This is a genomic window from Streptomyces sp. Ag109_O5-1 (assembly GCF_003814875.1).
Classification (GTDB): Bacteria; Actinomycetota; Actinomycetes; order Streptomycetales; family Streptomycetaceae; genus Streptomyces; species Streptomyces sasae.
Genome location: NZ_RKQF01000001.1, coordinates 10,583,942 through 10,602,349, shown reverse-complemented (window position 1 = coordinate 10,602,349; position 18,408 = coordinate 10,583,942). Strand labels below are relative to the sequence as shown.

Below are 18,408 nucleotides of genomic sequence, written 5' to 3'. Positions count from 1 at the left end.
CCGCCTCCAGAGCCCGGTCTTAGAGTGACCTACATCACGCGACGGTGACCCTTTTGCCTCGTTTTCCTCATTCACGCCCGCACGGCCTGGAGGGCATATGACCCACATCAAGGTGAACGTGGACGGCACGCCCTACGAGGACGAGGTGGAACCCCGTCTGCTGCTGGCCCACTACCTTCGCGACCGTCTCGGTCTGACCGGCACCCCGATCGGCTGCGACACCTCGAACTGCGGTGCGTGCACGGTCGAACTGGACGGGACGACCGTCAAGAGCTGCTCGGTCCTCGCCGTACAGGCGGACGGCTCCACAGTGACCACCGTCCAGGGGCTGGCGAAGGACGGCGAGTGGACCGCGCTCCAGCACGCCTTCCACGAACGGCACGGTCTGCAGTGCGGCTACTGCACCCCGGGCATGATCATGGCCGCACGGGATCTGCTGCGCGAGAACCCGCACCCCACCTCCGACGAGGTGCGGGAGGCCCTGGAGGGCAATCTGTGCCGGTGCACCGGCTACCAGAACATCGTCCGCGCGGTGCTGGCCGCCGCCGGACAGCAGGACGGCCCCGGACGGCAGGACGCCTCCGGGCGCCAGGTCGGCGAGGAGGTCACGGCATGACCGACCAGGCCGTCGAACACGAGGTCGGCCGCGCCCGGCTGCGCAAGGAGGACGCCCGGCTGATCACCGGCCAGACCAACTGGACCGACAACATCCAGGTCGCCGGACTGCTCCAGCTGGCCGTGCTGCGCAGCCCGATGGCGCACGCCCGCATCACCCGTGTCGACGTCTCCCCCGCCCTCGAACGCCCCGGTGTGGTCGCCGCGTTCAGCGGCGCCGACCTCGCCGAGGGGCTGGGCTCGCTGCCCTGCGCCTGGCCGGTGACCGAGGACATCGTCCTGCCGGACCACCCGCCCATCGCCGTCGACGAGGTCCGCTACGCCGGCGACCCGGTGGCCGTCGTGGTCGCCCGCGACCGGTACGCGGCCGCCGACGCGCTGGAGGCGATCGAGGTCGACTACGACCCGCTGCCCCCGGTCCTCGGCCTGGAGGCCGCGCTCGCCGACGGCGCCCCGCTGGTCCACTCCGACAAGGGCACCAACCGCTGCTACACCTGGCCGCTCGCCACCGGCGAGAGCTTCGATTCGGTACGGCAGCGCGCCGAGGTCACGCTCAGGCGCCGCTACCACCAGCAGCGGCTGATCCCCAACGCCATGGAGCCGCGCGCGGTCGTGGTGACGCCGATCGCCGCCTCCGGCGAGTACACGGTCTACTCGGCGACCCAGATCCCGCACATCCTGCGGATCATGCTGGCCACGGTCACCGGGATCCCCGAGCAGAAGCTCCGGGTGATCGCCCCGGACGTGGGCGGCGGCTTCGGCTCCAAGCTCCAGGTGTACGGCGAGGAGGCGATCGCCCTCGCGGTCGCCCGCAGGCTGGGCCGCCCGGTGAAGTGGACCGAGTCCCGCTCCGAGGGCTATCTGGCCACCCACCACGGCCGCGGCATGATCCAGGACGTCGAGATCGCCGCCACCCGCGAGGGGAAGCTGCTCGGCCTGAAGGTGGACCTGCTCGCCGACATGGGCGCCTATCTGATGCTGGTCACCCCGGGCATCCCGATCCTCGGCGCGTTCATGTACCCGGGTATCTACAAGATGGACGCCTACGATTTCACCTGCACGGGCGTCTTCACCACCCGTACCCCCACCGACGCCTACCGCGGCGCCGGCCGCCCGGAGGCGACCTTCGCCATCGAGCGGATCATGGACGAGCTGGCCGCCGAACTCGGCCTGGACCCGGTGGAGTTGCGGCGCCGGAACTGGATCCGGCACGAGGAGTTCCCGTACACCACCATCGCCGGGCTGACCTACGACAGCGGCAACTACGAGGCGGCCACCGGCAAGGCCCTCGCCCTGTTCGGGTACGACGACCTGCGCGCCGAGCAGCAGAAGCGCAACGAGCGCGGTGACGCCGTACGCCTCGGCATCGGCGTGTCGACCTTCACGGAGATGTGCGGCCTCGCACCCAGCCGGGTGCTGCGGGACCTCAGGTACGCGGCCGGCGGCTGGGAGGCGGCGAGCATCCGGATGCTGCCCACCGGCAAGGTCGAGGTGGTCACCGGCACCAGCCCGCACGGGCAGGGGCATGTGACCTGCTGGAGCCAGATCGCGGCCGACGTGCTGGGGGTGCCGTTCGACGACGTAGAGGTGGTGCACGGCGACACCAGGGCCGCCCCGCAGGGCATGGACACCTACGGCTCGCGGTCGCTGGCGGTCGGCGGCGAGGCCGTGCACCGGGCGGCGACGAAGGTGGTCGCCAAGGCCCGCAAGGTCGCCGCGCATCTGCTGGAGGCGAGCGAGCAGGACCTGGAGTTCACGGACGGCGTGTTCTCCGTGAAGGGCTCCCCGGAGGCCCGCAGGACCATCCAGGAGATCGCCTTCGAGGCGTTCACCAGCCACGACCTGCCCGACGGCGTCGAACCGTCCATCAACGCCGAGACCGTGGTCGACCCGGAGAACTTCTCCTACCCGCACGGCACCCACCTGTGCGCGGTCGAGGTGGACACGGAGACCGGGCGGACGCGGATCAGGTCGTACGTCTGCGTCGACGACGTCGGCCGCGTCGTCAACCCGATGATCGTCGAGGGCCAGGTGCACGGCGGCCTCGCGCAGGGCATCGCCCAGGCGCTCTACGAGGAGGCCGTGTACGACGACGAGGGCAACCTCGTCTCCGGCACCATGGCCGACTACCTGGTGCCGTCGGCGGCGGACCTGCCGGACTTCGTCACCGACCGGACGGAGACCCCGGCGTCCTCGAACGCCATGGGCGTCAAGGGCGTCGGCGAGGCCGGGACGATCGCGTCGACGCCGGCGGTGGTCAACGCCGTGGTGGACGCACTGCGTCCGCTGGGCGTGACGGACGTGCGGATGCCCTGCACCCCGGAACGGGTGTGGCGAGCGGTGAAGGAGGCGTCGGCATGATTCCCCCGGCATTCGAGTACGCCCGTCCGGCGAGCGTCGACGAGGCGGTGCGCGCGCTCGCCGATGCGGGCGAGGAAGCCAAGGTGCTGGCCGGCGGGCAGAGCCTGCTGCCGTTGCTGCGGCTGCGGCTCGCCTTCCCCGAACTGGTTGTGGACGTCGGGCGGATCCCGGAGCTGCGCGGGGTCCGCGAGGACGGCGAAGCGCTCGCCATCGGTGCGCTGACCACGCATCACGACGTCATCCACGACCCGTTGGTGCGCCGGTACGCCGGGCTTCTGGCGGGCGCCACGGCCACGGTCGCCGACCCCGCCGTACGCCATCGCGGCACCCTCGGCGGCTCCCTCGCGCACGCCGACCCGGCGGGAGACCTGCCCGCCGTGGCCCTCGCCCTCGACGCCGAACTGGTCGCGGTCGGCCCGGCCGGCCGACGCACCATCCCGGCGCGGGAGTTCTTCCTGGACTATCTCCAGTCCGCCCTGTCGCCCGACGAACTGCTGGTGGAGGTGCGGATCCCGAAGACGGAGGGCTGGGGCTTCCACTACGAGAAGTTCCAGCGGGTCGCGCAGGCCTGGGCGATCGTCGGCGTGGCGGCGCTGGTCCGGCGTGCCGACGGGCATATCGCCGAGGCGCGTATCGGGCTCACCAACATGGGTTCGACCCCGGTGCGGGCCACGGCCGCCGAGCGGGCCCTCGCCGGTGCCGACGGCCCCGAGGCCGTGGCGCGGGCGGCAGAGGCGGCGGCCGAGGGCACCCGGCCGTCCCAGGACCTGTCGGCCTCGCCCGAGTACCGGGAGCACCTGGCACGGGTGCTGACCCGGCGGGCGGTGCTGACGGCCGGCGGAATGGGGTGAGCGCCGATCACCCGCATGCACGACCCGGATCAGGTGCGGGACCGTCTGGAGGAGACGGGGTACCTCGTCGACGAAGGGCTGGCCGTCACCTGCTTCCTGGCGCTGAGACTGCACCGGCCGCTGTTCTGCGAGGGCGACGCGGGCGTGGGCAAGACCGCGCTCGCCTCCGCCCTGGCCGAGGCGCTCGGCGCACCGCTGATCCGGCTCCAGTGTCATGAGGGCATCGACGCCTCCCAGGCCCTGTACGACTGGGACTTCCCGCGCCAGCTGCTGCATCTGAGGGCCGCCGAAGCCACCGGGGTCAGCGACGCCGACCGCCTGGAGAGCGAGCTGTACGACCGGCGCTTCCTGATCGCCCGGCCACTGCTGCAGGCCCTGCAGACGCAGCCGTCGGTCCTGCTGGTCGACGAGATCGACCGGGCCGACGACGAGTTCGAGGCGTTCCTGCTGGAGCTGCTCTCCGAGTACTCGGTCACCATCCCCGAGCTGGGCACGCTGCGGGCGGAGGTGCCGCCGGTGGTCGTCCTCACCTCGAACCGGACCCGGGAGGTGCACGACGCCCTGAAACGGCGCTGCCTCTACCACTGGTTCGACCATCCCTCCTTCGCCCGCGAACTGGCCATCGTGCGCACCCGGTTGCCGCGGGTGTCGGCGCGGCTCGCCGAACAGGTCACCGCACTGGTGCAGGCGCTGCGCGGCGCGGACCTGCTCAAGCCGCCGGGTGTGGCCGAGACCATCGACTGGGCCGAGGCCCTGGACGCGCTGGGCGCGGACGAGGTGGACGCGGAGCTGGCCGTGCAGACGCTGGGCTCGGTGCTGAAGTACCGGGAGGACGCGGACCGGGCACGGGGCCTCGATCTGGCGGCGGTCCTGGCGAGCCGGGGAGCGTGACCGCCGTGGCCGGGGCGGGAGAGCGGGGCCCCGCGGGGACGGCGCGGGCGGACGCCGTGCTGCTCGGGTTCGTCCGGGCGCTGCGGGCGGCGGGGGTCGAGGCGAGCACCGAGCGGGCGTACGCCTTCCTGCGCTCGGTGGAGGTGCTGCGGCCCGGGGTGCGTGCCGACGTGTACTGGGCGGGGCGGGCGACGCTGTGCGCAGGCCACGACGACCTGGAGCGGTACGAGCGGGTCTTCGCCGCCTACTTCGGGCCGTCGGACGGGCCCGCCCGGCAGCCGGCGCGGCGCGCTCCCGCGCCCCGGCTGCGGTTCGTCGCGCGGGACACCCCGGCCGGGAGCCGTTCCCGGAACGAGGGGGAGCGGCCCGGGCCGCCGACGGCCGCGCTCGCCAGCGCCACCGAGGTGCTGCGGCACCGTGACGTCGGCACGCTGGACGCCGCCGAACGTGCCCAGCTCAACCGGCTGCTGGCCGCGTTCGCGCTGTCCGGGCAGACCCGGCGCTCCGCCCGTCGGCGGCCCGCCCGGCGCGGGGACGTCGACCCGCGCCGCACCGTACGGGAGTTGCTGCGGCAAGGCGGGGAACCGGCCCTGCTGCGGCGCCGCGCGCGCGTGGCGCGGCCGCGCCGGGTCGTGCTGCTCGTGGACGTGAGCGGCTCGATGGCACCGTACGCCGACGCGCTGTTGCGGTTCGCGCATGCCGCGGTGCGCGGCGGCCGGACGGAGGTGTTCACCATCGGCACCCGGCTGACCCGGGTGACCCGTGAACTCTCGCACCGGGACCCCGACCTGGCGATGGCGGCACTGGCGGCGGCGGTGCCGGACTGGCGCGGCGGCACCCGGCTCGGCGAGCTGCTGCGGGAGTTCCTGAACCGCTGGGGACAGCGCGGCATGGCGCGCGGCGCCGTCGTCGTACTGCTCTCGGACGGCTGGGAACGGGACGGTCCGGAGCTGCTCGGTGCGCAGATGCGCCGGCTGCACGGCCTTGCGCACCGGGTGATCTGGGCCAACCCGCGCAAGGCACGCCCGGGGTACGCACCGCTGGCGGCCGGGATGGCGGCGGCGCTGCCCAGCGTGGACGCGTTCGTCGAGGGGCACAGCCTGGCGGCGCTGGAGCGGCTGGCGGCGGTGGTGCGCGGGGCGGAGGCCGACGGGTTCGCCGTGGGGCGGGCGAGAGGAGCGGAGCGTGCGTGAGATCCTCCCGGCGCTGGCGCGCTGGTATGCGGACCGGGTCCCGTTCGGGCTGGCCACGGTCGTCTCGGTCAGCCGCAGCGCGCCGCGCGAGCCCGGTGCCGCCATGGCGGTGGGGGGCGACGACGAGGTCGTGGGCAGTGTCTCCGGCGGCTGTGTGGAGGGGGCGGTGTTCGAGCTCGCGCAGGAGGTGGTGGCGAGCGGGGAGGCGCGGCTGGCGACGTTCGGCTACAGCGACGAGGACGCGTTCGCGGTCGGGCTGACCTGCGGCGGCGAGATCACGTTGCTGGTGCGGCCGGTCACTGCGGCGACGGACCCGGTGTTCGGCGCGGTCGCCGCGTCCGTCGCCGAGGGCGAGCCGGTGACCGTCGCCACGGTGGTCGACGGGCCCGCCCCGCGCGGGGCCGCGCTGGCCGTCTGGCCGGACACCGAGGCCGGCACCCTCGGCACGGCCGAGCTCGATGTCGCGGTCACCGCCGACGCGCGCGGCGAACTCGCCCTCGGCGCCTCGGTGCTACGGCACTACGGCCCGCACGGGGAACGCCGTGAGGACGCGGTCACCGTCTTCCTCCAGTCGTTCGCGCCGCCGCCCCGCATGCTGGTCTTCGGGGCCATCGACTACGCGGCCGCGGTGGCCCGGATCGGCGACTTCCTCGGCTACCGGGTCACCGTGTGCGACGCCCGCCCGGTCTTCGCCACGCCCAAGCGGTTCCCGGCCGGCGTCGAGGTCGTCGTCGACTGGCCGCACCGCTACCTGAGCGGTACGGAGACCGACGACCGCACGGTGATCTGCGTCCTCACCCACGACCCCAAGTTCGACGTGCCGCTGCTGGAGGAGGCGCTGCGCCGGCCGGCCGCCTACATCGGGGCGATGGGCAGCCGCCGTACCCACGACGAGCGGCGCGCCCGGCTGGCCGAGGCCGGTCTCACCGAGGCCGAGCTGGCCCGGCTGCGTTCGCCCCTCGGCCTCGACCTCGGCGCCCGCACTCCGGAGGAGGTCGCGGTGTCCGTCGCCGCCGAGATCGTCGCCCTGCGCTGGGGCGGCAGCGGTACGCCCTTGGCCAAGACCGCCGGGGCCATCCACCACCCGGTCGCGCCCTGAGTGCGAGGAGGAGCAAGCCATGGAGCTGCACCACGAGTTCACCGTCCCCGTGCCGGTCGACGACGCCTGGCACGCACTCCTCGACATCGAACGGGTCGCGCCCTGCCTGCCCGGCGCGGTCGTGGAGGAGTACGACGGCAAGACCGTGACCGGCTCGGTGAAGGTCAAGGTCGGCCCGGTCACCGTGACCTACCGGGGCACCGCGGTCTTCGAGGAGCAGGACGAGTCGGCACACCGGATCGTCCTGGCGGCGAGCGGCCGGGAGACCCGGGGGCAGGGCACGGCCAGGGCGACGGTCACCGGCACGCTGAGCGAATGCGACGGCGGTACGGCGGTGTCGGTCCGCACCGACCTGACGGTGACCGGACGTCCCGCCCAGTTCGGCCGCGGGGTGCTGGCGGAGGTGGGCGACCGGCTGGTGGGCCAGTTCGCGGCGTGCCTGGCGGAACGGCTGACCGAGCGGCCGCAGGACGAGCCCGTCCTCGACGAGGAGGAGCCAGAGCCCCTCGACCTGCTGCGCACGGCGGGACTCCCGGTGGCCAAACGGGCGGCCACCCTGCTGGCGGTGGCCCTGCTCGCCTGGCTGATCGCGCGACGACAGCGAAGGAGGCGCACCCGGCGACACCGGTGACGGCAACCCCGGGGCGAGCCCGCACAGCAGCGATCCGGCGCCGAGGACGACGAGGCCGGCCAGGACGACCCGCCGGTGCCCGTACCGGTCCCCCGCGGTGCCGCTGGTGAGCATCAGCGAGGCCAGGGCCAGGGCACTGCCCGCTCAGCGGGGCGGCAGCCGGTGCAGCGTGACCTCGGTGAGCGTGCCGTCGGCGGCGGTCGCGGTCAGGTAGGTGCAGTACGGCTGGCGGCGCCGGTCGGTGGGCGAGCCGGGGTTGAGCAGCCGCAGGCCGCCCGGTGCCGTGGTGTCCCAGGGGATGTGGCTGTGCCCGAAGACCAGGACGTCCAGGTCGGGGAAGCGGGCGGCGCAGCGGGCCTCGCGACCCTGGGCGGGGCCGGTCTCGTGGACCACCCCGAAGCGCAGGCCGCCCAGGTCGGCGTACGCGATCTCGGGAAGGCGGGCGCGCAGTCCGGGGCCGTCGTTGTTGCCGTACACCCCGATCAGCCGGCGGCTGTGGCTCTCCAGCAGGTCGAGGGTGGCCTCGTCGATCCAGTCGCCGGCGTGGAGCACGACGTCCGCGCGTGGGAGTTCGGCGAGGAGTTGGTCCGGGAGCCGTCTGGCCCGCGCGGGCAGGTGCGTGTCGGAGGTCAGGAGGAGGCGCACCCGGCCAGCGTAGCCAGCCGCCGCCTCGTACGAGATCTTCAGTTCGGACTTAACAGTTTTGCCTGGACAGTTTCCGCTGACGGTTCTAGGGTGAACCGCATGGCAGAGATCACCGATTCCGCGACCCGCGCCGCGCGCGACCTGCGCGTGATGTTCAGCAGGCTGCGCCGCCGTATCCGGGAGGTCGCCCGGGACGCGGACCTCACCCCGTCGCAGGAGTCGGCGCTCACGCTGGTGTCGAAGCACGGCGCGGCCACGGCCAGCGCGCTGGCCTCCGCCGAAGGGGTGCGTCCGCAGTCGATGGCCGCCACCCTGGCCGCGCTCGACCAGCAGGGGCTGATCCGCCGCAGTCCCGACCCGACCGACGGCCGTCGACAGCTGGTCACCCTGACCGAGGCGGGCCAGGCACGCGTCGAGGGGAACCGGCAGGCACGTGACGAGTGGCTGGCCCGCGCCTTCCAGGAGCGGTACACCGAGGAAGAACGGCAGACCCTCGTCACCGCGATCGAGCTGCTCGAACGGCTGTCACGCCCGTGATACCGAGGCTCACCGGACACGCCGGCGAGGCCACCCGCACGGCCCCCGCGGGGTTCGACCGGCGGCTGATCGCGCCGATGGTCCTGGGTTCCGTGCTGAACCCGATCAACTCCTCGATGATCGCGGTGGCCCTGGTGCCGATCGGCATCGCCTTCGGGGCCCCGCCCGCCGAGACGGTGTGGCTGGTCACCGCGTTGTACCTGGCGACCGCCGTGGGCCAGCCGGTGATCGGGCGGCTCGTGGACCTGTACGGGCCGCGCCGGCTCTACCTCGCCGGTACGGGTCTGGTGGGCATCGCGGGCCTGATGGGCGCGCTGGCGCCCTCGCTGGGCGTGCTGATCGCGGCCCGGGTACTGCTCGGGTTCGGCACGTCGGCGGCGTATCCGGCGGCGATGCGGCTGACCCGGAGCGAGGCCGAGCGCACCGGGCAGGACAGCCCGGCCGGGGTGCTGACCGCGCTCGCCGTGTCCGGCCAGACCGTGGCCGTGATCGGCCCCACGCTCGGCGGGCTGCTGATCGGCGCCGGCGGCTGGCGCCTGGTGTTCACCCTCAACGTGCCCCTGTCCGCGGCCTGCCTGGTCCTAGTACTGCAATCACAGTTATGGGGTCTGGCCTCGGCGTTTGTAGTGGCTGTGGCGAGCGCGTGTCTGGCTGAGCCGTCTCCACCATGACCAGTGCAGATGGTGCGTCGGGGTGAGGTGTTGTGGGTGGAGGAGCAGTCCGATTAGGCGGCGGATCTCTGCGACGGACAGCGGTATCAGGCGGGTTTGTCCAAGATCGTTGCCCCCTTTGGCAGTTCCTGGGCGCGGATGGCGGTCAGTGCGGCGAGGGCGGCCATGGACAGGGTGATGTGCCGGTACCAGGCGTCGTAGCGGCGGACCTGGTAGTGGTCCAGGCCGCACTCGTTCTTTGCGGCCTGGAAGCATTCCTCGACCTGCCACCGGGCTCCGGCCACCCGGGCCAGGTCCCTCAGCCGTGTGCCGACCGGGCCGTAGCAGACGTAGTAGGCGATCTCGGTGGGATCGGTGAGGCTGCGGCGGGCCAGTACCCAGTGGCCGAAGCCGTTCTCCCACCAGATCCGGATCGGCACCCGGGCCCAGTCATAGAACCGCTGTCCATGGGCGCCGGCCCCTGCCGACACGCGTTTCCACGCCTGCCGCGGCAGGCCGGCCACCAGGGCATCGACCCGGACCTCCGCGCCCCGGGTGGTGATGACGGTGTCGTTGACCTTGGTCGCCAGCACGTGCGCGACCGCGCGCTGCTCCAGCCAGTACCGCAGTCGCTTGACCTGTCCGTATGCCTCGTCCGCGGTCACCCACGCGAACGGCACCTTCGCGTCCAGTGCCCGCTGGAGCATGGCCTGGAAGTGCTCGATCTTCGTAGCGAACGGCACATCGTCCGGGATGCCGGCAGCCCGGCACCGCACCCGGTCGTCCGTCCAGGACTTCGGCAGATACAACTCCCGATCGATCAACGCCCGCCCCCGCCGGGAGGCATAGGCGAGGAAGGTGCCAATCTGGGAGTTCTCCGTCCGCCCCGCAGTGCCGGAGTATTGCCTCTGCACGCCGGCCGACCTGGTGCCCTTCTTCAAGAACCCGGTGTCGTCACCGATCAGCACCGCGTCCTTGTCGCCGATGCTCTCCACGACGAAGTCCCGCACGTCATCGCGGACCCCATCAGCGTCCCAGTCAGCCTCGCCGAGCAGTCGCTGCATCCCGATCGGATGTGCCTCACCGGCTCGTTCCGCCAGCGACCAGCCATTCTTTCGCTCCAACGGCGCAATCAGCCCGGCCATGTACTCCAGCGCCCGGCCCCGCGGCTCCGAGCGGGCAAACCGCGCAGCGAACCGCGCGTGTAACCCCGACAACACCTCACGCCATGACTCGACTTGACACACACCAAGATCCACAGACACCAGGACACTCAATCACACCAGACCCATAACTGTGATTGCAGTACTAGGCGTCAAGTGGCTGCCGCGGACGAAGACCTCGCAACGGCGCCAGAGCATGGACCTGCCGGGGATGGCCCTGTTCGCCGTCCTCCTGGTCTTGCTGATGCTGTTCCTGATGGGCCCGCGGCTCGACCGCTGGTACCTGCCGGTCCTGACCCTCGTCGCGGCCGCCGTCTTCACGGTCCGGGAGCTGCGGGTGGCGGGCCCGTTCGTCGACCTGCGCGTCCTGGGCGGCAACGTCCCGCTCATCCTGACCTATCTGCGCCAGCTCCTCGCGTACACCACCTCGTACGCCTTCCTGTACGGCTACACGCAGTGGCTGGAGCAGGGCCGCGGGCTCAGCGCCTCCACCGCAGGACTCGCGCTGCTGCCACTGTCGGTCGCCGCGCTCACCGTCTCCACGCTCACCGGACGCCGTGAGGCGGTGCGCGGCAAGCTGCTCGTCGGCTCGGCGCTGCAGATCGCCGGCTGCGCGGCCCTGCTGCCGGTCGGCGCGGGCAGCCCGGTGTGGCTGCTGCTCGCGGTCGGCGCGCTGCTGGGCATACCGCAGGGCCTGCTCGGGCTCGCCGGACAGACCGCGCTGTACCGGCAGGCCGACCCGGAGCGCATCGGCTCCGCCGCCGGGCTGCTGCGCACCTTCATGTACCTCGGCGCGCTGGGTGCCTCCGCCGCCACCGCGGCGTTCTTCCCGCACCGCGCCGACACGGGCGGGCTGCACGGCCTGGCCCTGTTCATGCTCGCCGGCTCCGCACTGCTGCTGGCGATCACGCTGCCGGACCGCTCCCTGGCCCGGCTCACCCCCCAACCCCGTCAAGCCTCCGGAAAGGCCTGATCCACCCCATGTCTCTGAGCACCCTCGACCCTCGTACCGCTCTTGTCGTCATCGACCTCCAGCAGGGCATCGTGGCCATGCCCACCCAGCCGTACTCCGGCGCCGAGGTGGTGGCCCGCACGGCCGAGCTCGCCGACGCCTTCCGCGCCCAGGAGCTGCCCGTGGTCCTGGTCCGGGTCTCCTTCGCGGCCGACTTCGCCGACGCCGTCCCGGGCCGTACCGAGCGCCAGGCGCGCGGCCTGGCCTTCCCGGAGGGCTGGGACGTCGTCGTCGACGAGCTGTCCGGCCACGACGGCGACATCCACGTCACCAAGCACAACTGGAGCGCCTTCCACGGCACCGACCTCGACGTCCAGCTGCGCCGCCGCGGCATCACCCAGATCGTGCTGACCGGCGTCGCCACCAGCATCGGCGTGGAGTCCACCGCCCGCGACGCCTACGCCCACGGCTACCACGTCACGCTCGCCACCGACGCCATGGCCGACGCCGACCCCGAGGCGCACCGCGGCAGCGTCGAGCGGATCTTCCCGCGACTCGGCGAGTCCGGCACCACGGCCGAGGTCCTGGAACTGCTCGCCAAGACCCACGGCTGAGCTCCGCCACAAGGATCGGCGAGCCCCGGTGTGCCGCGAAACGCCGCAGGGCGGCCGACGAGCTCGGTGAGCCGTCGGCCGCCCTGCGGCGGTGCGGGTACGTCGCGCCCTGGGCGAGCCCTAGGCGGACATCTCCTTGCGGATCAGCGGCAGTGCCTCCCGCAGGGCCTCCCGCCAGTCCCGCAGCGGTTCCAGGCCGACCTGTGACCACCGGTCGTGCCCGAGGGCGCTGTAGGCGGGGCGGGGGGCCGGGCGGACGAACGCCTCGCTGGTGGTGGGGCGCACCCGCTCCGGGTCGGCGCCGAGCAGGCGGAAGACCTCGCGGGCCAGCTCGCACCAGGTGGCCGCGCCGGAGTTGGTGCCGTGGAAGACGCCGTGCGCGCTCTCGTCCCGGCCGAGGCGGGGGCCGAGGTCGGCGATCCGGGCGGCCAGGTCGGCGCTCCAGGTGGGCTGTCCGCGCTGGTCGTCGACGACGTCGAGGGTGTCCCGGCGGGATTCCAGCTCGATCATCGTGCGCACGAAGTTCTTCCCGTGCGTGCCGTACAGCCAGGCCGTGCGGACGACCGCGCTCGCGCCCGGGAGCTCCGCCAGGACGGCCCGCTCGCCCGCGAGCTTGGTCCGCCCGTAGGCGGTGCGCGGGTCGGTGGGGTGGTCCTCCGGGTACGGGCTGGTGCGGGCCTCGCCGTCGAAGACGTAGTCCGTGGAGACGTGGACGAGACGGGCGCCGTGCCGGGCCGCGGCGCGGGCCAGCAGGCGCGGGCCCTCGCCGTTGATCAGCAGGGCCCGCTCCTCGTCGGTCTCGGCGTCGTCGACGGCCGTGTACGCGGCGCAGTTGACCACCAGGTCGGGCGTGTGCCCGGCGAGCGCCGACTCCACCGAGTCGGCGCCGGTGATGTCGAGGTCGCCGCGGCCGAGGGCCACGACCTCCTCACCCCGGCGGGTGAGCTCCTCGACCACGTCGTGGCCGAGCATTCCGCCCGCTCCGGCGACGAGCCACTTCATCAGTGCTTCCCCTGCTCCTTGCGCGACTCCAGGGCGGCGCGCTCCTTCAGCGGCTCCCACCAGTCCCGGTTGTCGCGGTACCAGGCGACGGTGTCGGCGAGGCCGGAGGTGAAGTCGTGCTTGGGGGTGTACCCCAGCTCGTTGTGGATCTTGCTCCAGTCGACCGAGTAGCGCTGGTCGTGGCCCTTGCGGTCGGCGACCCGGTCCACGCGCTCCCAGTCGGCGCCGCAGGCTTCGAGGAGCAGCCCGGTGAGCTCCTTGTTGCTGAGCTCGGTGCCGCCGCCGATGTTGTAGACCTCACCGGCGCGGCCGCCGGTGCGGACCAGGTCGATGCCCTGGCAGTGGTCCTCGACGTGCAGCCAGTCGCGGACGTTGCTGCCGTCGCCGTAGAGCGGGACGTTCTTGCCGTCGAGGAGGTTGCTCACGAAGAGCGGGATGACCTTCTCGGGGAACTGGTGCGGCCCGTAGTTGTTGGAACAGCGGGTGACGCGGACGTCCATGCCGTGGGTGCGGTGGAAGGCCAGCGCCAGCAGGTCCGAGGAGGCCTTGGAGGCGGAGTACGGCGAGTTCGGCTGGAGCGGGTGGCTCTCGGGCCAGGAGCCGGTCTCGATGGAGCCGTAGACCTCGTCGGTGGAGACGTGCACGAACGGGCCGACGCCGTGGCGCAGGGCCGCGTCCAGGAGGGTCTGGGTGCCGACCACGTTGGTGCGGACGAACGCGCCCGCACCGTCGATGGAGCGGTCGACGTGCGACTCGGCGGCGAAGTGCACCACCTGGTCGGCGTCCGCCATGAGCTTGTCGACCAGCTCGGCGTCGCAGATGTCGCCCTGGACGAAGGTCAGCCGGGGGTGCTCGGCGGGCAGGTTCGTCAGCGTGCCCGCGTAGGTGAGCTTGTCCAGCACGGTGATGTGCGGCGCGTCGGGGCCGTCGGCGGCGAGCAGGCCGCGGACGTACGTGGAGCCGATGAAGCCGGCCGCGCCGGTGACGAGGAGATTCATGAACGGATCTGCACCTTGCTGTGGTCTCCGAGAACGAGGCGGTGGGCGCTGGGGGTGCCGGGTGCCGGGGTCACCTCGACGTGCCGGCCGATCAGCGAGGACTCGATCCTGCCCACCCCGTCGATGGAGGAGTCCCGCAGCACTATGGAGAACTCCAGCTCACTGTCCGTGATCCGGCAGTTCTCCGCGACCGACGTGAAGGGGCCCACGTACGAGTCGCTGACGACAGTACCGGCACCGATCACGACCGGTCCGACGATCCGGGAACCCGTGACACGCGCACCGGGCTCGACGACCACGCGGCCGACGATCTGGCTGGCCTCGTCGACCTCGCCGTCGATGCGCGGCTCCTGGCTCTCCAGGACGGTCCGGTTGACCTCGAGCATGTCGACGACGTTGCCGGTGTCCTTCCAGTAGCCCTTGATCACCGTGGAGCGCACGTCGGCGCGCTGGTCGATGAGGTGCTGGATGGCGTGGGTGATCTCCAGCTCGCCGCGCCAGGACGGCTTGATGGCGCGCACCGCGTCGTGGATGGCGGGCGTGAAGAGGTAGACGCCGACCAGGGCGAGGTCGCTCTTGGGCTCCTGCGGCTTCTCCTCCAGGCCGACCACCTGGCCGTCGGCGTCCAGCTCGGCGACACCGAAGGCCCGCGGGTTGGGCACGTGGGTGAGGAGGATCTGGGCGTCGGGACGGGTCTCGCGGAACTCGTCGACGAGTCCGCTGATGCCGCCGACGATGAAGTTGTCGCCGAGGTACATCACGAAGTCGTCGTCACCGAGGAACTCCCGCGCGATGAGCACCGCGTGGGCGAGGCCCAGCGGGTGCTCCTGGGGGATGTAGGTGACGCGCAGGCCGAACTTCGACCCGTCGCCGACCGCTTCCTCGATCTCGGCGGCGGTGTCGCCGACGATCATCCCGACGTCGGTGACGCCCGCGGCGGCAAGGGATTCGAGCCCGTAGAACAGCACGGGTTTGTTCGCCACCGGCACGAGCTGCTTCGCCGATGTGTGGGTGATCGGCCGCAGCCGGGTTCCGGCACCGCCGGAGAGCACCAAAGCCTTCATTCACTACACCTTATAGGTGAACATCTGATTTAGACGTTCTTCTGTTTTCACGATTGGTTACGACAGTATGGCCCTGGTGCGGATGGCATGTGACCACGAGGTGCCTCCTACCGGCATCCCGCCCGTTATGCCCGATGTATTCAGCGGCCGCGCGGCCGCGCTTCAGGCGTCCTCCGGCCAGGCCGCAGCACGCTCCACCTCCGCCTCGACCTCGGACCGGGGGAGGCCCTCGTCACGGGCGTACTCGTTCACCGCTGTCAGTTCGTCGCGGGCGAGGTCGCGCCAGGCGCGCAGGGCGGTCTCGTAGGTCTCCGACTGGGCGCCGCCCGGCTCCTGCTGCTGGGCCGGGGGGCCGTAGGCGTCCCGCAGCTCCAGGACCTGTTCGTGGGCCGCTTCGGCGGCGCGGTGCTTCGCCACCAGTTCTTCGAAGGTGTGTGCCACGTCAAGACCCTAAGAAGCCTCGGCCCGCACCGCCTCCCGAGACGGCCGCACATTCACCCGTGCGGCGCTCGAACGGCTCACCCGCCCTCAGCCGTCCTCAGGCGTCCTCGGCGTCCTCGACCAGGTCCGCCCACACCTGCTTGCCGCCGCTGACCGGCACGGTCCCCCAGGCGGCCGACATGGCCTCGACGAGGAGGATGCCGCGGCCGCCCGTGGCCTCCCAGCCGATGTTGGGGGGTTTCACCGGACTGCGCGGCGAGGCGTCGGCGACGGCGATCCGCAGCCGGTGGTCGACCTGGGTCAGATCGAGCCGGACCGGGCCGTCGGTGTGGATGAGGGCGTTGGTGACGAGTTCGGAGACGATCAGCAGGGCGGTGTCCATGGCGTCGTCGGTGACGCCCCAGGAGCGCAGGGTGCGCTTGCTGAAGCGGCGGGCGTGCCGGGCGGCCTCCGGGACCCGCCACACGGTCCAGCTCTCGCGCAGCGGGCGTACGGCCATGCCGTCGTAGCGCATCAGCAGCAGGGCGACGTCGTCGGCGCGGTGGGCGTTGCCGAGCAGGGCGTCGGCGACCAGACCGAGGTGTGCGGGGTCGGAGACGGCGAGGTCGTGCGCGAAGCGCGCCATGCCGTCGTCGATGTCCTCGCCGGGGGACTCGACCAGGCCGTCGGTGGTGAGCGCGAGCAGGGTGCCGGGGCGGAGGCTGAGCTGGGTCATGGGGAAGTCGGCCTGGCCGAGCACACCGAGCGGGGGGCCGCCCTCGGTCTCGGTGATCTCCGTGGCGCCGTCCGGGTGACGCAGGACCGGCGGCAGATGCCCGGCGCGGACGCACCAGGCGGTGCCGTCCTCCATGTCGACGTCGACGTAGCAGCAGGTGGCGAAGAGGTCGCTCTCCATGTCCATGAGGAGACGGTTGGCGTGCGACACGACCACGTCGGGGGTGTGGCCCTCGGCGGCGTAGGCGCGCAGCGCGGTGCGCATCTGGCCCATCAGGGTGGCGGCGGCCGCGCTGTGGCCCTGGACGTCGCCGATGACGAGGGCGACGTGGTTCTCGGGCAGGGGGATCACGTCGTACCAGTCGCCGCCGACCTCCAGCCCCTCGGTGGTGGGCAGATAGCGGGCGACGGCGACCGCGCCGGGCAGCGTGGGCAGCCGGCGGGGCAGCAGGGCACGCTGGAGCATGCCGACGAGTTCGTGTTCGGCGTCGAAGGCGTGGGCGCGCATCAGGGCCTCGCCGGCGAGGCCCGCGGAGGCGGTGAGCAGGGCGCGTTCGTCGGGGCCGAAGTCGTACGGGCTGTCCCAGCCGATCAGGCAGGCGCCGGCCATCCGGCCGCCCGCGGGCAGCGGGAGGACGGCGAGGCCGCCGGGGCCGACCTCGGCGAGGGCGGGTTCCAGGGCGCTCTGGGCGGGCCAGATCTGCACCCGGCCGTCCCGCAGGGCGGCGGCGAGGGTGGGCATGGCGCGTACGGGCGCGTCGGGCCATTCGGTGCGCCATTCGGTGCGCCACAGTTCGGGCCAGGACTCGGCGTCGGGCGGGTCCAGGACGGTGACCACGAGACGGTCGTTCTCCAGCTCCGCGAGCGCGATCCGGTCGGCCTTGAGGGGCCCGCGCAGTGCGGTGACGACGGCCTGGCTGACGTCCTTGACCGTGAGGGCGGTGGCCAGGGCGGCGGCGAGCCGCTGCACACGGGCCACGTCGGTGACGTCCGAGCGGAGCGTGGAAGCGTCGGCGACGGTGCCGGCCAGCCGGGCCGGGCGGCCCTCGCCGCCGGGCATCAGACGGCCGCGCAGCCGCAGCCATCTGGGCGCGCCGGAGGGCTGCAGGATCCGGAACTCCAGCTCGCGCTCGCCGATGGACATGTGGTCGGCCTCGACGACGGACATCAGTGCGGGCACGTCCTCGGGCACGGTACGGCCCAGCAGCGTCTCGACCTTGCCGTCGAACTCGTCCCGGTCCATGCCGAAGAGGTCCAGGATGCTGTTGCCGACCTCGATCCGGCCGGTGTCCATGGCGAGGCTGAACGCGTCGGCGGGCAGCTCACCGGTGTCGGTGGGACCGGGGAACGGGGCGGGCAGGGCGATCGCGTCGGCGACCAGGTGCAGGCAGGCGCGGTCCTCGGGGCCGAATCCCTCGTCCCGCTCGCTGACGGCGACCAGGAGTCCGGCACGGCCGGGCACCGGCAGGACGGCCAGCGAGAACTCCTGGGCCGGGGTCCGCCGCGCCTCCGGGCAGTCGGCCAGCTCCTCGGGGCCGAGCCAGACGGGCCGCCCGGTGCCGTACACCTCTGCGACCCATGAGCGCCCCACGGCCGGATAGGAGTCCCGCAGCCCGTACAGGGTGCGGGGCAGGCCGGCCGACTCGGCGAGGCAGAACACGGCCCCGTCGTCCCCGGGCGTGTACACACCGGCGAACGCCGCGCCCGCGAACACCAGCGCCTGTTCGAGGACGCGACGGAGCCAGTCGGGTGCGCCGGGATCGCCCGTGAGCGTTTCGAGGGCGATTTCGGCGCGATCCGTTCTCGTTCCGCGTACCGCAGCGCCCTCACTGACCACGCCGCCATTACAGCGCTTATGACGCGTATGCGCAGCCCCTGTGACCGTTCCGTGGAGGTCCGTAGGCCGATGCGCTCGAAACGAACCGAACATGTCTTGACCCGTGCGTTCCGCACGGCGATCTCATGACAGACATGACTGTCCGCGGCC

At 72.5% G+C, this 18,408-nt stretch carries 16 protein-coding genes and 2 pseudogenes; 11 read left to right on the top strand and 7 right to left on the bottom strand.

The window, feature by feature from the left end; translation table 11 throughout:
• Positions 1–97: 97 nt before the first annotated feature.
• Genes EDD90_RS48310 through EDD90_RS48280 form a run of 7 tightly spaced genes read left to right on the top strand, consistent with a single transcriptional unit; the run spans position 98 to position 7,641 of the window.
• On the top strand, positions 98–616 hold the full coding sequence (locus tag EDD90_RS48310; protein ID WP_123979357.1) for a (2Fe-2S)-binding protein: 519 nt from the start codon (positions 98–100) through the stop codon (positions 614–616).
• Positions 613–2,976: a xanthine dehydrogenase family protein molybdopterin-binding subunit gene (locus EDD90_RS48305; RefSeq protein ID WP_123979356.1), complete on the top strand. Its 2,364-nt coding sequence runs from the start codon at positions 613–615 to the stop codon at positions 2,974–2,976. The genes EDD90_RS48310 and EDD90_RS48305 overlap by 4 nt, the downstream gene beginning before the upstream one ends.
• Positions 2,973–3,827 (top strand): xanthine dehydrogenase family protein subunit M, encoded by an 855-nt coding sequence (locus EDD90_RS48300; RefSeq protein ID WP_123979355.1) that lies wholly within the window; start codon positions 2,973–2,975, stop codon positions 3,825–3,827. Before EDD90_RS48305 ends, EDD90_RS48300 begins: the two co-directional genes overlap by 4 nt.
• 15 nt (positions 3,828–3,842) lie before the next feature.
• Positions 3,843–4,718 (top strand): MoxR family ATPase, encoded by an 876-nt coding sequence (locus EDD90_RS48295; protein ID WP_260328560.1) that lies wholly within the window; start codon positions 3,843–3,845, stop codon positions 4,716–4,718.
• The gene (locus tag EDD90_RS48290; protein WP_260328558.1) at positions 4,715–5,911 is read left to right on the top strand and encodes a VWA domain-containing protein; all 1,197 of its coding nucleotides are present in this window, start codon (positions 4,715–4,717) and stop codon (positions 5,909–5,911) included. The genes EDD90_RS48295 and EDD90_RS48290 overlap by 4 nt, the downstream gene beginning before the upstream one ends.
• A complete protein-coding gene (locus EDD90_RS48285; protein WP_123979354.1) occupies positions 5,904–7,010 on the top strand; it encodes an XdhC family protein in 1,107 nt (368 codons plus the stop codon). Before EDD90_RS48290 ends, EDD90_RS48285 begins: the two co-directional genes overlap by 8 nt.
• A gap of 19 nt (positions 7,011–7,029) precedes the next feature.
• Entirely contained in the window at positions 7,030–7,641 is a 612-nt protein-coding gene (locus tag EDD90_RS48280; RefSeq protein WP_123979353.1) for an SRPBCC family protein, read from the top strand.
• A gap of 144 nt (positions 7,642–7,785) precedes the next feature.
• On the opposite strand, the gene EDD90_RS48270 is transcribed toward EDD90_RS48280, so the two are convergent.
• Entirely contained in the window at positions 7,786–8,286 is a 501-nt protein-coding gene (locus EDD90_RS48270) for a metallophosphoesterase (RefSeq protein WP_123979352.1), read from the bottom strand.
• 99 nt (positions 8,287–8,385) lie between these two features.
• Between EDD90_RS48270 and EDD90_RS48265 the strand changes: the two genes are divergently transcribed.
• The gene (locus EDD90_RS48265) at positions 8,386–8,823 is read left to right on the top strand and encodes a MarR family winged helix-turn-helix transcriptional regulator (RefSeq protein WP_123979351.1); all 438 of its coding nucleotides are present in this window, start codon (positions 8,386–8,388) and stop codon (positions 8,821–8,823) included.
• 77 nt (positions 8,824–8,900) lie between these two features.
• Positions 8,901–9,407: pseudogene (locus EDD90_RS48260) on the top strand (MFS transporter); the annotation flags it as partial.
• Positions 9,408–9,580: 173 nt separating this feature from the next.
• Here the strand turns inward: EDD90_RS48260 and EDD90_RS48255 are convergent.
• Positions 9,581–10,720: an IS701 family transposase gene (locus EDD90_RS48255; protein WP_185149485.1), complete on the bottom strand. Its 1,140-nt coding sequence runs from the start codon at positions 10,718–10,720 to the stop codon at positions 9,581–9,583.
• A gap of 58 nt (positions 10,721–10,778) precedes the next feature.
• On the opposite strand from EDD90_RS48255, the pseudogene EDD90_RS48250 reads away from it, so the two are divergent.
• Together EDD90_RS48250 and EDD90_RS48245 are read left to right on the top strand one after the other, a co-directional pair.
• Positions 10,779–11,609: pseudogene (locus EDD90_RS48250) on the top strand (MFS transporter); the annotation flags it as partial.
• A gap of 8 nt (positions 11,610–11,617) precedes the next feature.
• Positions 11,618–12,202: a hydrolase gene (locus EDD90_RS48245; protein WP_123979349.1), complete on the top strand. Its 585-nt coding sequence runs from the start codon at positions 11,618–11,620 to the stop codon at positions 12,200–12,202.
• A 120-nt stretch (positions 12,203–12,322) separates the two neighbouring features.
• Here EDD90_RS48245 and rfbD read toward each other — a convergent pair whose 3' ends face one another.
• The 5 genes from rfbD to EDD90_RS48220 form a co-directional block, all read right to left on the bottom strand.
• Positions 12,323–13,204: a dTDP-4-dehydrorhamnose reductase gene (rfbD, locus tag EDD90_RS48240; RefSeq protein ID WP_123979348.1), complete on the bottom strand. Its 882-nt coding sequence runs from the start codon at positions 13,202–13,204 to the stop codon at positions 12,323–12,325.
• The gene (gene rfbB / locus EDD90_RS48235) at positions 13,204–14,202 is read right to left on the bottom strand and encodes a dTDP-glucose 4,6-dehydratase (protein ID WP_123979347.1); all 999 of its coding nucleotides are present in this window, start codon (positions 14,200–14,202) and stop codon (positions 13,204–13,206) included. The genes rfbD and rfbB overlap by 1 nt, the downstream gene beginning before the upstream one ends.
• Entirely contained in the window at positions 14,199–15,266 is a 1,068-nt protein-coding gene (locus EDD90_RS48230) for a glucose-1-phosphate thymidylyltransferase (RefSeq protein WP_123979346.1), read from the bottom strand. Before EDD90_RS48230 ends, rfbB begins: the two co-directional genes overlap by 4 nt.
• A gap of 162 nt (positions 15,267–15,428) precedes the next feature.
• Positions 15,429–15,707 (bottom strand): hypothetical protein, encoded by a 279-nt coding sequence (locus EDD90_RS48225; RefSeq protein WP_123979345.1) that lies wholly within the window; start codon positions 15,705–15,707, stop codon positions 15,429–15,431.
• A gap of 97 nt (positions 15,708–15,804) precedes the next feature.
• A complete protein-coding gene (locus tag EDD90_RS48220; RefSeq protein WP_260328557.1) occupies positions 15,805–18,258 on the bottom strand; it encodes a SpoIIE family protein phosphatase in 2,454 nt (817 codons plus the stop codon).
• Between the last annotated feature and the right edge of the window lie 150 nt (positions 18,259–18,408).

What these genes read in the sequence shown, in the direction of transcription:
- EDD90_RS48280 (WP_123979353.1), top strand. Translation starts at nt 7,030, where the DNA reads ATGGAGCTGCACCACGAGTTCACCGTCCCCGTGCCGGTCGACGACGCC.
- EDD90_RS48305 (WP_123979356.1), top strand. Translation starts at nt 613, where the DNA reads ATGACCGACCAGGCCGTCGAACACGAGGTCGGCCGCGCCCGGCTGCGC.
- EDD90_RS48230 (WP_123979346.1), bottom strand. Translation starts at nt 15,266, where the DNA reads ATGAAGGCTTTGGTGCTCTCCGGCGGTGCCGGAACCCGGCTGCGGCCG.
- rfbB (WP_123979347.1), bottom strand. Translation starts at nt 14,202, where the DNA reads ATGAATCTCCTCGTCACCGGCGCGGCCGGCTTCATCGGCTCCACGTAC.
- EDD90_RS48300 (WP_123979355.1), top strand. Translation starts at nt 2,973, where the DNA reads ATGATTCCCCCGGCATTCGAGTACGCCCGTCCGGCGAGCGTCGACGAG.
- EDD90_RS48265 (WP_123979351.1), top strand. Translation starts at nt 8,386, where the DNA reads ATGGCAGAGATCACCGATTCCGCGACCCGCGCCGCGCGCGACCTGCGC.
- EDD90_RS48245 (WP_123979349.1), top strand. Translation starts at nt 11,618, where the DNA reads ATGTCTCTGAGCACCCTCGACCCTCGTACCGCTCTTGTCGTCATCGAC.
- EDD90_RS48310 (WP_123979357.1), top strand. Translation starts at nt 98, where the DNA reads ATGACCCACATCAAGGTGAACGTGGACGGCACGCCCTACGAGGACGAG.
- rfbD (WP_123979348.1), bottom strand. Translation starts at nt 13,204, where the DNA reads ATGAAGTGGCTCGTCGCCGGAGCGGGCGGAATGCTCGGCCACGACGTG.
- EDD90_RS48295 (WP_260328560.1), top strand. Translation starts at nt 3,843, where the DNA reads ATGCACGACCCGGATCAGGTGCGGGACCGTCTGGAGGAGACGGGGTAC.